Origin of the sequence: Vibrio sp. S9_S30, from assembly GCF_014694455.1 — a bacterium.
In the GTDB taxonomy this organism is placed as follows: Bacteria; Pseudomonadota; Gammaproteobacteria; order Enterobacterales; family Vibrionaceae; genus Vibrio.
Map to the genome: position 1 here is coordinate 1 of NZ_JAAUWT010000027.1, position 12,759 is coordinate 12,759.

Below are 12,759 nucleotides of genomic sequence, written 5' to 3' on the forward strand. Positions count from 1 at the left end.
CTTTTTCCCCTAGTGCCCACCTGTCTCTTTAACCGCCCGTAACACTAGAGTCACTGAATTACACTTTGTTTAAATGGGAAATGAGTGTTTATTAAACCCGTTATATATTCTCTTCATTCAGTGAAGGCTTTCGTGTGGGCGTTCGTAAACGCCCACACGAAAACCTTCACTGATACTGTGAACTAATAAGGGTTATTAAAATGGCAAGAACAGCAAATCGGTGCTGATACACTCGAGGTGTAAGCACAAGATAAAAACACCTAGTGGTGATTGCTATTACTGGAAATTGATATGCCTTAATCGGCTGGCTATGTGTGGTGATATATGAACCACACAAATGAGTATGTATTTTCATTTTTGTTTGATTTCTGGTTGTTGGTTGTTGGTAGTCGATTGTTGACCGACACAATCAATATATACTGAAAAACGAAGAAGGATCAACAGTTTTGGAAAAATATGTGCAGGAGATACAAAAAAACCCCGCTAAGAAGCGAGGTTTCTTTGTTAATTTGTTTCGCCGAACAGCACCACCCGGTACGGCTACCGATGTATAAGCGCCAAACATAACACTTATACTTTAGCGCCCAACAAAGCGCCTCGGATGTGTATATATTAGCGCCTACGCATTACGGACACAACGTTTTCACTATAATTTTCACTACCTTGCTCACTGTTTTTGCAAATGATCTTACCTATTTATCACGCACATTACGCTATAAAGACTCACATATGAGTCAATAAATACAAATGTAATTAAAAAAGTAATTACAAACGGTCATCTAACCCCAAGGCAATACAGGGATCTGCAAATATATGATCTTTCTTTCGCATTGATGTATTTCACTTTTTTATGGAAATGATTGATTAACACTGTTTAAATATACAGTGTCTTTACAGTGCTTTCTAGAGGTAACAATGAGTTTTGAAGCAACTGAACATTTACAGGGTCCGGAAATCAAGTCGCAACAGTTGGCAGCCGTTGCTGTGGCAGCGGGTGAAGCAGCAGAGCACGTTGACCGACAAACACTTGCCTTGTGTTTTCAAGTCATCGAGCGATTAGCCCGTGAGACCACAGAACATATTAAGATGACTGAGAGCTATTTAAATTATTAAGATAATTATTCCAATTAAATTATTTACATAATAATTTATTTGGCTTATGTTGTTCTTATATCTTTTGTTTGGGAACTGTACGCTATGGGAAAAGTTATTCTTCTGGGGCACCAAAAAGGTGGGGTTGGAAAATCCAATACAGCCGTCAACCTTGCGGTGGCTCTGTCCGCCGAGCACTACTCGGGCAACACTGATCGTATTCTCTTAATTGATGCTGATCCACAGGCTACGCTATATCGATGGAATCAGCGCCGAGAAGATAACCCGGATTTCAATGCTTTCCCTTGCATCCGCTTGGAAGGTAATATCACAAAGCAAGTTGAACGTGAGGCGTTGAACTATGACTACGTCATTATTGACGCCGCTGGTCGTGACAGTAAAGAAATGCGATGCGCCATGTTAAAAACCGATGTGATGGTGATGCCAACTAAAGCCAGCCATGCTGATCTTGAATTATTGGAATACATGGCAGAAAAAGTTGAAAATGCCCGTGATATTCACGAGTCATTGAAAGTTCGTGTTGTCATCAATATGGCTCCGACCAATTCTCAAGCAGAGAAGCAGACCGCAAAAGGACTGTTAAAGGATTATCCAGAGTTCCAACTCATGAACACTGTAATCGCAGACAGGAAAGCGCACCGTGATGCATTCTCTTCCGCAGCTGGGGTTCACGAATGGAAAGACAGCAGAGCCAAAGCAGAAATTAGCTGTTTATTAAAGGAGGTGTTAAATGGCATCTAGTTTATCCAGACGCGCATTGAAGCGTTCAGAGGAAAGCCTGAAAAAAGACACTGACGCGTTTATTAATGGTGCTGACCACGAATCGTCAACTGTGAAGAGAGGGCGTCCAGCTTCAAAAGAAGAGAAAGCCAGCCCGGTGTCTTTGTCTCTTACGCCAACAGAACAGGGGACTCTGGATGGGATACCAAAGAAGATTAATTTCTTGGCGTACAATGCCGGAGATGACGACGTCAACCTTGGGCGTTCTGACTTGGTTAGGCTTATGGCCAAGTACCTCAGTAGTAAGAGCGATGATGAATTACTCTCTTGGTACAATTCAGCTAAATAACATAATTAACTTAATAATTAAATCAATCTAATTAAGGAGGGTTTCCCCTCCTTTTTTATTGCTTCGGTGAACTGAGTAGCCGTATGGCTTGTTCTAGTTTCCGTTCAATTTCCATTAATGTCAGAGCCAAGTTTTCTTGCTGCCAAGCGTGTGCCGACTCTGTCGCGCACGCCGTCAAAGCTCTTGCGGATTCTAGTACAGACTCCGCCGTCGCATCAGTTTTTAAAGCCATTATTCTTCCCAACCACTATTTTTATATTATCTTTTGCTCATATATGTGTATGAGCTCCAAGGGAAAGTGTCCACATTATCAATAAGGCTGTAAACATCACCCCCGAAAATAGTCCTTTTTCGACTATATTTAAGTCAAAGTAGTCCTATAAGGAGTGACACGTGTCTCAAGAACCCTATGCAGTAGCGCTCAAAAATCGTCGGTTGGCGCTGGGGTTGACTCAAGATGAGTTAGCAAAGAAAGCAAGCATGAGCCCGAAAACATTACAACGCATCGAGAATGCACAAACGGACTTACGCGTTAGTCAATTCAGAAAACTGTTACAAGCACTGGAATGCACCGATCTCGATATCAGCTTAGATCTCGTGAATGTGGAAGGGGCGACACCGTGGGATGTTGCTGCGGCGGCCAGGGTACTGCTTCCCGAAAGCCGCGCCCACTTAGTCGCCGCCATTATGTCTGAGTGGCGGCGAACTGAACATTTACTCACGGCAGAGATTCAAATCAAAGATACGTAAAAATGGTGCGGCTTATTCCGGGTATTCGGATTAAAGTGTGTACATGAAATGAAGTTAACTTTATAATCATTGTTGTACGATTCGGATTATAGTGAGTATGACATGCACACACCAGTTCTTCGTTACCACGGTGGTAAATACAGGTTATCTAAATGGCTCTATGAATTCTTTCCAAAGCATAAAACGTATGTAGAGCCATTCGGTGGAGCAGCTAGCGTTCTACTTAGGAAAGAGCGGAGTCACGGTGAGGTTTATAACGACCTCGACCAAGACATATTTAATCTATTCAATGTCCTGAGAGATAAAGACTCATCTTGTAGATTGATAGAACTGTGTCAGTTAACCCCATACAGCCGAGATGAATTTAAGTTAGCGTATGAGTTCACTGACGAACCTATTGAGCGAGCTAGAAGAACTATTGTCCGCTCTGCTATGGGATTTGGCTCTGGTGCAGCGTCTGGCCATCCAACTGGTTTCCGTTGCGAAGCATCAAGAAAGTACAACACATCAGCTCATTGCTGGGCTAAATATCCCCCCGTACTCAAGTATGTTCATGCAAGATTACAAGGTGTAAACATCGAGAATAGACCTGCTATAGATTGCATGACCAAGCATGATGCTGCTGACACCCTTCACTATGTTGATCCACCCTATTTGTTCGAAACAAGAACATTAAACAATCGTTCAGGAATCTACCGTCATGAAATGGATACCAGTGAGCATGAGGATTTGCTTTCCACTCTGACTTCTCTTGATGGCTTTGTCGTGTTAAGTGGCTATGACAACGACCTGTACAATGATTGCTTGACTGGATGGCGCAGAGAAGAGAAGCAATCACGCATTTCGGCTGGTAGTGGTACAGGGCTGAGAACTGAATGCGTTTGGATAAATGAGCAATGCAGCGAGGCTCTAATAGAAAAAGGCAAAATAGGCATACGTCACACATCACAAGGTGCATATATCACACATCACATAAGAACAGAAAGCACTGAAAGTAAAATTAAGTCTGAAATAGAGCGTATGCTGTTGAATGGCGATAAGATAACAAAAACATCTATTGCTAAAAGCGTTGGCTTGTCACGAGAGCAGATTACGCGAAGATATAGCCATTTATTTGAAGAGTTAGCCAGTGCTTAATTTACCTAACGTAACTGAAACCAAGTTGGTTACAGATGAAGACAACTATTTAGTTCATGCTGAGTCAGTAGTTGCAATTCGAGATTGTCCACAGTGTCGCTCTGATGATTCTGTTGTGATCGGCAGTCGAAATCAGAAGTATGTTGATGCCCAAATGCACACAAAGAAAGTGCGTATAGAATTCACAAGAAAACGCTTCAAGTGCAAGCCCTGTGGAAAGACTTATTTTGAGCCGCTGGAATGGCTTCATGAAGATTTCCGTATGCCAAAGAGAACCGTTGAATACGCTGTTAAACAAGCTGCAACGGTTCCGTTTTTGAGCGTGGCCAGAGAGCTTGGTGTAGATGAAAAGACCGTTAGAAACATCTTCGCCAATTATGTTACTGCTATCGAGAACAAGCACGACTGGCAAGCCCCTCGTGTCCTTGGTATTGATGAGACACATTTCAGTAAGAAAATGCACCTAGTCATGACCGACATTGAGCGCAGAACTCTCCTCGATATGCGCAAGGATAGGTCTCAGGATGCCACACAGAAAGCCATTATGAGGCTTAATGGATGGAAAGATATTGAGATCGTCTGTATTGATATGTGGAGACCTTATCTTAGAGCTGTGAAGCAGCTCATACCCAACACAGTCGTTGTTGTAGACCGTTTCCACGTAGCCAAAATGGGCAATGAAGCGATGGAAAAAGCCCGTAAAGCCGTTCGTGCAAAATTGACGGTAAAAGAGCGTAAAAAGCTCAAGAACGATAGAAAGATTTTGCTCAAGCGCAGAGACAATATCAAAGGTCTAAATGAGTTAGCATCCTTTGAGTTCTGGACTAATGAATACCCTCAGTTGATGGAAGTATACAACGCTAAAGAGGGCTTCTTAGGTATGTGGGACATGCCTACAAGAAAGGAAGCTGAAGACTATTGGGAGAACTGGAAAAGCGTAGCAACTCCAACCGTCCGTGAGTTTTTTAGCGAGGCTATTCGAGCTGTAGATAATTGGCATGAAGAGATCTTTAATTGGTGGGATTATCCATACACCAATGCTGTAACTGAGAGCCTTAACAACACCATTAAGGGAGTGTTTAGAAATGGCAGAGGATACAGCTTTGAAGTTCTCAGAGCTAAGTTGCTTTACACCAAAGGCGGACTGGAAACGACTATCGACTCACTTAACCAGCCTCGCCCAGAGCCTACTGATATGATCTTCTTCGATGAGCCTGAAATGTCATTCCACGGAACCAGAATGACGGTAAACAAACTGTTCTATGAACAGGTCATTATTCAATCAAATACACACAAGAAGAAATAACAGAGATAGAGTATTGATTAGTATGATATTTAATCAATACTCACTTTAATCCGTATACCCCTTATTCCTATTATGTTAAATGTGTAAGTTTTCATGCGAATGGGTCAGTTTTGATGCTCTAATTTGCTCAACGGGTCAAAACTGATGCTTAAATGTGTTCAAAACCCATTATTCTCATGTTGTAAATTTGTTTCACTTTGATGGAATTTTAGCCGGAGAAATCGGCGAGATGATTTGTCGCTGAAATTCAGGCGAAACCGCCAAAAGATCAACTTTTCTTTGGAAAGGGGACAACCTCGCCCGTTTTCTTGATTTGGGGCTCTAGGGGGCGGGTTATTGGGAATTGATTTTCTAATAGCAGATAGTATTCGTCGTTTAGATAACAGCCGACACAATAATGATTCGGTGGAAGGTTTTCCCAATCGGTCAACCCGTCGTCGTCGTGAGTAAATCCATTCACGCCGACTAGCTTCACGAGTTGATGCTGCTTAGTGTCGAAATCTAACGGCAGAAAACCGCCAAACGATTTGAATTTATGCTCACCATCCTTTGAAAGCGCAGGGAGCCGATCACCAGAAACACCCGAACCCTGAATCGCTCCACGTTCGTTTAAGACAACGTTCCTGTAATTGTGAGTATATCGAATGGCCGGCATGTGGATTTGGTCTGATTAAGTGTTCTAATCAGTCTAACAAAGAAGGGCACCCGATTGGGTGCCTTTACTACCTACCCGTTATTGCTTCTTAAGACGAGAGATAACGATTCACGCTCTCGCTCAGACAAAGAAAGTTCACTTTGCAGTTGCGATACTCGTTTTTGCAACTCGACAAGCTGCCCTTGAGCCGATGACAACGCCTTGCTGTCAGCCTTGGCTTCAGCAAGATCAATGTTTAATCGCTCGACATCTGCTTTTTGGCTTTCTTGCTGTGTGCGCAATTGAACCGTTACCGTTCTTTCATCTGCAAGCTCTTTAATTAGAGTATTGTGTTGCTCAAGGGTTTTTTCATGCTGGGCTTGCTCAATTTCACGTTTCGCCTGGTCAACTGTGAGCAATTTCACTTGCTCTCTGAGCCCTTCGCTTTCTTGCTCTGCCTTATCTGCTCTGCGATTTGACGCTTCAACTAAACTTTTGGCTTCATTCTTGGCGTTTTCTACTAAGAGCTCACACTTATTTTCTGTATTCGATATGGCTTTGGCTGAGTCTGCTTTCGCCGTTTCAGCTTCTTGCAATGCGTCTTTCGCCGCTTGCTCTGCGAGTTCAACGCGCTCCATTGCGCGCGTGGCTTTTCCATTAGCTTCATTAATGGATTGAACCGCTTTCGCTTCTGCCATTTCAACTCGGTGCTGACAGTCCTTTTCCTTTTCTTCGAGAAGTTCTATCGCCTCGTCTAACTGTTCTTTCTGATTGGCCAGTAATTCGTGGAGATTAGCCGTTTTACGCTCTACGACGTTTTGAACTTCATCAGCTAACAGTTTGGCGATGGCACTGCTTCCAAGCTCATCCGCCATTTTTAATACATCTGAGTTTCTCTTTTCGGTAAAGTCACGAAGGTGCTTTGAAACCGTTTCTGTTTTACCGCCTGTAACTTGCATCACGCCGCGAACTGAAGGTTTCGTTCCTTGGTTCAACATGCCAGTCGCCGCTTTGGCTACTTGTTCGTAAGTAACTCCCGATTTATCCGCCATTTCAATTCCCCAGTTTATGAACTTGATTGTTTAAAGTATAAACACAAGGGAAACGGGAAACAAGCGTTTCCTATTAAATTTTGTTTCCCTGTTAGTTAAAAAAAACCACCTTACTAGGTGGTTGATGAAAATTGGTGTTTCCCCCCTTATTCGCCCACTTTTAGTAGTTGCGAATTTCCACTGTTTTCTTCAACGATGCATGCCAAAACTCTTTGCTCAAAATCTTCTTGGCATATCTTGATAGCTTCTTCTTTCGTTATTCCAATCTCTCTGGATAGAATAATGCAGTGATTTCCAAATTGAAGTTCAGCACACCATGAGCTGCGACCCATAAATATTTCGTATTTGCCAAATGGCATTGATGCAAATTCAGTTTGGTCGCAGTCGATTTTTTCAAACCTTAATATTGCAACTTTCATTCATCTGTTTCCCCTGTTACTTAGATTTCTTGCATGGTGGTGCTTCACCTAGGGCAAAATACAGCCCTGTCAGTTCTGCGCTTATGCTTGTCTGGATAATTGCAAGCGGTGCATTAGAAAATACACTCGCTGGTTCATATCCATGTCGTTCATCTGACTCAAGCTCTTTGATACGCGCTCTTATTTCTGCTTCTGTTCGCATCTATTTCCCCTTTTACCTAGCCAATTCGTATTCTTTAATTAAGCAATCCAGAGGGATTTTAAGCCCTTCATTTAACTTGCGAATCATAGTGATAGTGAGCTTGCGCTTGCGGTTTAAGATTTCACTCACACGGCTACGCTGTCCAAAGTACTGAACAAGATCACTGTCTTCCAAGCCCTGCTGTTCCATTCGAAACTTGATAGCTTCAATCGGGTCGGGTGCATCAATCGGGTAATGCTCTTCTTCAAATGTGTGTACCAGTGTTGCCAGCACTTCCAGCTCGTCTCCTGCTGGCGTGTTGGGCTCCGCGTCCCACAGTTGTTCGATACGCGCTAATGCGGCGCGATTATCGTCAGCGGTTTTGATTGGTTTAATGTTCATTTCAAACCTCTATATTGTTGTTGCATCCACTTTGTCGTATTGGGCATGTGTCCCGACAAACCGGATATAAATCATTGAAAATTTGTAATTCACAGCGACGATTAAGCGGTATTTGTTGCCGTGAATATTAAAAACAACTCGGTTATTACCAACAAAGCTCGCGTTCCGGTACAGTGCCTTAATATCTTGAGGCGTTTGCCAGTTCGCGTGTTTTGCTTCGTCGTACCATGCTTTTAACGGTTGTTCTGAATCAGCGTAATTTGACTGCTCCCAGAACTCACGCAAAGCGGCTCTTGATACAATTCTCATATGCCCTCTTTGCTATATTTCCCATTATGGGAAATGATTAATTTAAAGTCAATATTTAATTTCCCAAAAAGGGAAATAATTTATATATCAATTACTAAAAAGCTAATTCAGCCAGCTCTCTCATCGTGATTGGGTCAGTATGCAGGAGCTTTTTAGTGGTGTTTATGTCTTTATTTCCTAATGCTTTATGGATGCTCGGTACGTCAACGCGACCTTTGAGTTTTAAGGCGAATGTACGCCGCCCAGATTCTATCGAGGGGTTCTCAATTCCAGAATGATTAAGTAGCTTCTTGATGTGATTGTTTAAGCTGGGGCAGTAAAACGAACGTTTTCCAGACCCACTTTGCTTAGCAAGTATCTTGAACTCCCCAAATCGTTTTCGCTTAAAGAAGGGTTCCGCCGGATTAAAACCGCAATAGTTGTCTGGATGGTTGCCATCGGGTGCTCTGACTTCGATGTAATCTCTTATCAAAGTCTTTAACTTCTCATTCACTAAGAACACATCTCTTTCAGCCTCACCACGAACTAAAAACTTTCTGTTAAGTTCGCCCGACTTGGAGATGAGGTCACCAACTTGAATCCTGCATATTTCTATTGTCTTAAGCCCTGTACCCAAGAAGAAACCGAGTAAGCATAAGCTCATTTCTGGGTTTGAATCCTGCTGTTTGGTAACTTTGAATAGCCATTGAGGATTATCTACAACGGGAGGCAATGCCATATCACAAAACCATTCTTTTATTGATAATGTGATGATATTAGCACGTAAAGCATGGATTTATAGGATTCAGTGACAGAGTTAATAGGGCTTTCAGGGGAAATAGGGGGAGAGGTAAGGAGAGAAAGGGGAAGAGGTAAGGAGAGAAAGGGGGACAGCGCCCCCCTTGCTTAGGCGGCGTCGAGTTCAAACGCCTCGTCCAAGAGCAGCGTCGGATCGTCTTCAACGCGTTCAACGGCGCGCGCCACGCGGTCGCAGTCCAGTTTCTGGCAAAACTCCTCAAAGCTCATGTAGGGAATGTTCATCGCTTTGCCCCCTTGCTGACCACGCCTTTGCGCCCGAAGGCTTTGCAAAACAGGTACATTTGGGCACGGGTTAAGTGCGCGATGGGTTTATTCAGTTCCGATACTTGTGATACAGTACGCATGTTAAATGTCTCCTATGGTGTTTAACGATGCCCCGTTTAACTTTGGCGAGTGACGGGGCGTTTCTTTTCTAGTCGTAAATCCATTCCATGGCTTGGTCATACCCTTCTGGGGTGATCTTGATGTACCAGTCCAAATCCACTTTTTGTCTCTTGATCAGCTTGCGTGATTCTAAGGTTTTGCACGACGCGCGAAAGTTATTCGGGTGAATGTCTTTCTCTAATACCTTATTCACGGCGGCGTTTAACACCGTCGATTTCCCGTGACGTGTCCCGTTCATCATGGCGTGCGCCAATCGAATTAAAATGGCTTTTTGAATGTCGCTGAATCGATGGGGTGCGATGGTCATCCCTCCTTAATCATTGTTGCAATGATTAAGAATATACGCACTCTTGTTCATTGCAACAATGATTAAGAGTGCGTATAAAAAAGAAAATGCGATTCAGGTCAAGTTTTATCCACAGAAACGGGGGATAAGTGCCAGAACAGGCGAGAAAATCGCCCCCTGTCGGGGGCTAGGGTTAAGCAGAAGGTAGGCAGGCTTTCAGATCAAGTAGGTACAATTGCAAAGATTGAAAATCTCGTTCGGGTAAGTACACCCCTTTGTTTTCACTCTCCACGAGATACCACGTCAGGGGTGGCGGGGTCGGAGGGCAAAGGGTCGGAGGCGGTGAGGCGCACCCGACCAGCAGGCTCACCGAACTCATCAGAAAAAGTAACCGTTGGATCATGTCGAATGGCGTCCTGTTGTTGTTTTCGTTTTGCTCGTCGTCGGCGAACGGCCCAGTACTTGTAGGCTTTCACCGCCAACGGGGCAAGCTGCGCCAACGCGGTCAATAGCTTAACGAGACTCATCACGCGTTCCTTTTTGGGCTGGGTTGAGTATCGAGCGCGTTTTTGGCGTGCCCTTTGTTGCCCGCCAAAAATTCCAACGCCGTGACCAGCCACGGGTGGAGCGCCGCCAGTTTGGTCGGGTGAATGAGTTGACGGACTAATGTCCAGATCCAGCCCAGTGACATAAAGACCAGCAATGCCACCCCGGTATGCTCTCCTAGCACAAAACGCAGCGCTTCCAGTGCCAGGGCGAATTCATCGTCGGTCAGTGTGGGAGATGCCAATGCAAGGCTTGGCAACAACAGAGTTATCACGATCAGTAATGGGGTTTTCATGGTGTTCTCTCCAAGTAAAATTTAATTATCCAACGCGGCAAGGCGCAGGTTTTCGGCGATACGCTGGGCGAACCCGCGTGAATGGGTTGCCCAAATGTCTAGGTCATTCATAAAATCTAAGCGCTCGGCAATGTAGCGCATCAACGTGTCGTTCAACGTTTGAGCACCCACCGCCGCGCACGTCCTTTTCCCTAACAGCCCGTCGGGTTTCGCGCCCACCGCTCGCTGTAAGAACATCACCGCACGCCAGCCGCCGTGGTTAATCGACGCATCAAATAACTGATACATGATCCCTTTGTGAAAACGCGCGCCGCCGAGCGGGAGCCAAAAATCGCGATAATAGATGGCCCGGGCGTCGTCTAGCGTGATGTTTTGAATGTCTAAGTCGGGGTAACTCATGGCAGCAATGCCGTATTTGGTGCCTTTCCGTTGCCCTTTTCCGACCGTGCCGGATGTCCAGTTTCCACGGTCGTCGTAATGGTTTTGGTATTTTCCTTCGTGCCCAATCACACGCTTGAAGTCTTTCAGGTAGCTTTCTGGGTACATAGTTATCCTTTGGGTCTGGTTGCCGATAAGGCGATGGTGTACGTGGTTTGAGTGCCGGAGAGGGTTACCTCGTCGAGCGACCATTCCCCCGTCGTGAACGGGACATCGAAGCCCGAAAGGGTCAGCACGCCTTCGGAGAAAAAGCCGGGGCGACCTTCAATGGTGCCCGTGAACGTTTGAGCTTGTCGGTGCAAGCTTTGAAGCTCTGCCGTGGCTGCCGCTAACGCATCGGCGTGGCTGGCGTAAGGTTGGCTCAACTTAGTGAACGGCGCGTGTCCGACCGTGGCTTGCCCATGATTGCCCGCCTCCGGCTCTCGCCAGTCGGCAAGCGCCCCCTTGAATCGGTTGTGACTGGGGACGTCAATTTTTCCCGTTCCCTTGAGTAAGTGAGTGGGCGTGAGCGTGTTTCGGGTTTTTCCTTTCCCGGACAACGTGCTCACATTGCCCCGCGCCGCAAACACGTATAATCCGTTGATGGGTTTGGCGACGGCGTCCAATGTTGCCGCGAGGCGCGTCAAAAACTGACGGTCTGTTTCATTGGTTTGGTTGAGGTGCGCAGTCGGGGCAGAGGCGAGCACCTTGTCCACGCGCACCTCATAGCCGTGCGGTTGCATCACCGCTTCAACCACCGCCTTTACCGTCGCGGGTTCAAACGTGCGGCTGCGGCGCTCACGAAACCCTGTTGGATCGGTCACATTAAATTTTGCCGGGGTGAGGGATACCTCGGTTTTTTCGGGGTCTAAATACTGCGTAATGTGGCTGACTTGAAACCGCCCCCGCCCCTCTCCATCCACGGTGATGCCGTACTCAGCTCCGCTGACGGGTAACAGGCTACTGGGTAAACCTTCAAAGGTTAACGTGGCACGATCCGCCGTTCCCCCTGCGGGATCATGAACGCGCCATGTCGTTAAATACGGCAACATACGCGCGCTGTGTTCTCCCTCCAATTCGACGATCATTCCCACACCTCAATAATGTGTTTTTTCTGGGGTGTTCGCTCGGTTTCGCTGGGCAAAACAACCTCCTGTTTGGGGGTTAAAAAAGGGGTGGTTTGAGTGGGATTGAGCGCATAAAACGCGCGCTCGGTGTCATCGTCATCGGTGCCAAGATGATGAAACAATAGACTTCCCACGCTTTCGTTAAATCGTGCTTGCACCTTCATCTTGTCGCCACTCCTTTAGGGTTAAGTGAATGATGAGCTCCCCCGCTTGCAAATTGTCGATAAGCCGCGTGTACTCAGTCTTGATGGTTTTCAGTGTCCACTGCCCCCAACTCTTCCCGGTGCCATCGGTGATCATCACAGGGGCTTGCTGCTTTTGCTTCGCTCTTAACGCTTCCGCGTGTTTCATTCCATCCCCTTTGAACGCTTTGACCGTGAGCACCCAATCATCCAGCGCGCGCGCCGTTTTTAATTGGCGCGGCGATTGAATGGCGGCGACTTCATGAAAGCCCCCGTCACTGGTGTATTGCATTTTCTGCACGGGCGTGTTTTTGAGCACAGCCAGCACAATGTCGTCCAGTGCTAAATGCAC

The 12,759-nt window shown here is 45.7% G+C and carries 23 protein-coding genes; 6 read left to right on the plus strand and 17 right to left on the minus strand.

Annotation, left to right across the window (positions count from 1 at the left end; translation table 11 throughout):
- The first annotated feature begins 915 nt into the window (after nt 1–915).
- The 3 genes from HC752_RS21720 (at nt 916) to HC752_RS21730 (ending at nt 2,182) form a co-directional block, all read left to right on the plus strand.
- Complete coding sequence (locus tag HC752_RS21720; protein WP_190337300.1) at nt 916–1,113, plus strand: hypothetical protein; 198 nt, start codon at nt 916–918, stop codon at nt 1,111–1,113.
- 84 nt (nt 1,114–1,197) lie between these two features.
- Entirely contained in the window at nt 1,198–1,854 is a 657-nt protein-coding gene (locus HC752_RS21725) for an AAA family ATPase (protein WP_190337301.1), read from the plus strand.
- Complete coding sequence (locus HC752_RS21730) at nt 1,844–2,182, plus strand: hypothetical protein (RefSeq protein WP_190337302.1); 339 nt, start codon at nt 1,844–1,846, stop codon at nt 2,180–2,182. Before HC752_RS21725 ends, HC752_RS21730 begins: the two co-directional genes overlap by 11 nt.
- A 55-nt stretch (nt 2,183–2,237) precedes the next feature.
- On the opposite strand, the gene HC752_RS21735 is transcribed toward HC752_RS21730, so the two are convergent.
- A complete protein-coding gene (locus HC752_RS21735; protein ID WP_190337303.1) occupies nt 2,238–2,414 on the minus strand; it encodes a hypothetical protein in 177 nt (58 codons plus the stop codon).
- A gap of 161 nt (nt 2,415–2,575) precedes the next feature.
- Between HC752_RS21735 and HC752_RS21740 the strand changes: the two genes are divergently transcribed.
- The 3 genes from HC752_RS21740 (at nt 2,576) to HC752_RS21750 (ending at nt 5,375) form a co-directional block, all read left to right on the plus strand.
- Complete coding sequence (locus HC752_RS21740) at nt 2,576–2,932, plus strand: helix-turn-helix domain-containing protein (RefSeq protein WP_190337304.1); 357 nt, start codon at nt 2,576–2,578, stop codon at nt 2,930–2,932.
- A 102-nt stretch (nt 2,933–3,034) separates the two neighbouring features.
- Nucleotides 3,035–4,069, plus strand: a complete 1,035-nt coding sequence (locus tag HC752_RS21745) for a DNA adenine methylase (RefSeq protein WP_190337305.1) — start codon at nt 3,035–3,037, stop codon at nt 4,067–4,069.
- Nucleotides 4,062–5,375 carry an ISL3 family transposase gene (locus HC752_RS21750; RefSeq protein WP_190337306.1) on the plus strand — a complete coding sequence of 438 codons (1,314 nt, stop codon included), beginning with the start codon at nt 4,062–4,064 and terminating at the stop codon, nt 5,373–5,375. The genes HC752_RS21745 and HC752_RS21750 overlap by 8 nt, the downstream gene beginning before the upstream one ends.
- Before the next feature lie 268 nt (nt 5,376–5,643).
- Here the strand turns inward: HC752_RS21750 and HC752_RS21755 are convergent, their stop codons facing one another.
- The 16 genes from HC752_RS21755 to HC752_RS21820 all read right to left on the minus strand — a co-directional run bounded on the left by HC752_RS21755 (nt 5,644) and on the right by HC752_RS21820 (nt 12,759).
- Nucleotides 5,644–6,030, minus strand: a complete 387-nt coding sequence (locus HC752_RS21755; RefSeq protein WP_190337307.1) for a hypothetical protein — start codon at nt 6,028–6,030, stop codon at nt 5,644–5,646.
- A 71-nt stretch (nt 6,031–6,101) separates the two neighbouring features.
- Complete coding sequence (locus HC752_RS21760; protein WP_190337308.1) at nt 6,102–7,061, minus strand: DNA-binding protein; 960 nt, start codon at nt 7,059–7,061, stop codon at nt 6,102–6,104.
- Nucleotides 7,062–7,207: 146 nt separating this feature from the next.
- A complete protein-coding gene (locus HC752_RS21765) occupies nt 7,208–7,480 on the minus strand; it encodes a hypothetical protein (RefSeq protein ID WP_190337309.1) in 273 nt (90 codons plus the stop codon).
- 16 nt (nt 7,481–7,496) lie between these two features.
- Nucleotides 7,497–7,682 carry a hypothetical protein gene (locus HC752_RS21770; RefSeq protein WP_190337310.1) on the minus strand — a complete coding sequence of 62 codons (186 nt, stop codon included), beginning with the start codon at nt 7,680–7,682 and terminating at the stop codon, nt 7,497–7,499.
- Between the two features lie 12 nt (nt 7,683–7,694).
- On the minus strand, nt 7,695–8,063 hold the full coding sequence (locus HC752_RS21775) for a helix-turn-helix domain-containing protein (RefSeq protein ID WP_190337311.1): 369 nt from the start codon (nt 8,061–8,063) through the stop codon (nt 7,695–7,697).
- Between the two features lie 9 nt (nt 8,064–8,072).
- The gene (locus HC752_RS21780) at nt 8,073–8,372 is read right to left on the minus strand and encodes a type II toxin-antitoxin system HigB family toxin (RefSeq protein ID WP_022611721.1); all 300 of its coding nucleotides are present in this window, start codon (nt 8,370–8,372) and stop codon (nt 8,073–8,075) included.
- Nucleotides 8,373–8,466: 94 nt separating this feature from the next.
- Nucleotides 8,467–9,090: a site-specific integrase gene (locus HC752_RS21785; RefSeq protein WP_190337312.1), complete on the minus strand. Its 624-nt coding sequence runs from the start codon at nt 9,088–9,090 to the stop codon at nt 8,467–8,469.
- A gap of 167 nt (nt 9,091–9,257) precedes the next feature.
- Nucleotides 9,258–9,392: a hypothetical protein gene (locus HC752_RS25155; protein WP_274602156.1), complete on the minus strand. Its 135-nt coding sequence runs from the start codon at nt 9,390–9,392 to the stop codon at nt 9,258–9,260.
- The gene (locus HC752_RS25160; RefSeq protein WP_274602157.1) at nt 9,389–9,514 is read right to left on the minus strand and encodes a hypothetical protein; all 126 of its coding nucleotides are present in this window, start codon (nt 9,512–9,514) and stop codon (nt 9,389–9,391) included. The genes HC752_RS25155 and HC752_RS25160 overlap by 4 nt, the downstream gene beginning before the upstream one ends.
- Before the next feature lie 68 nt (nt 9,515–9,582).
- The gene (locus HC752_RS21790) at nt 9,583–9,861 is read right to left on the minus strand and encodes a hypothetical protein (protein WP_194717442.1); all 279 of its coding nucleotides are present in this window, start codon (nt 9,859–9,861) and stop codon (nt 9,583–9,585) included.
- Nucleotides 9,862–10,121: 260 nt separating this feature from the next.
- Nucleotides 10,122–10,367: a hypothetical protein gene (locus HC752_RS21795; RefSeq protein ID WP_190337313.1), complete on the minus strand. Its 246-nt coding sequence runs from the start codon at nt 10,365–10,367 to the stop codon at nt 10,122–10,124.
- A complete protein-coding gene (locus tag HC752_RS21800; protein WP_190337314.1) occupies nt 10,367–10,681 on the minus strand; it encodes a hypothetical protein in 315 nt (104 codons plus the stop codon). The genes HC752_RS21795 and HC752_RS21800 overlap by 1 nt, the downstream gene beginning before the upstream one ends.
- A 21-nt stretch (nt 10,682–10,702) precedes the next feature.
- Entirely contained in the window at nt 10,703–11,227 is a 525-nt protein-coding gene (locus HC752_RS21805; protein WP_190337315.1) for a glycosyl hydrolase 108 family protein, read from the minus strand.
- Nucleotides 11,228–11,229: 2 nt separating this feature from the next.
- A complete protein-coding gene (locus tag HC752_RS21810; protein ID WP_190337316.1) occupies nt 11,230–12,186 on the minus strand; it encodes a hypothetical protein in 957 nt (318 codons plus the stop codon).
- Nucleotides 12,183–12,389 (minus strand): hypothetical protein, encoded by a 207-nt coding sequence (locus tag HC752_RS21815; RefSeq protein WP_190337317.1) that lies wholly within the window; start codon nt 12,387–12,389, stop codon nt 12,183–12,185. Before HC752_RS21815 ends, HC752_RS21810 begins: the two co-directional genes overlap by 4 nt.
- Nucleotides 12,367–12,759 carry a phage tail protein gene (locus HC752_RS21820; RefSeq protein ID WP_342029503.1) on the minus strand — a complete coding sequence of 131 codons (393 nt, stop codon included), beginning with the start codon at nt 12,757–12,759 and terminating at the stop codon, nt 12,367–12,369. Before HC752_RS21820 ends, HC752_RS21815 begins: the two co-directional genes overlap by 23 nt.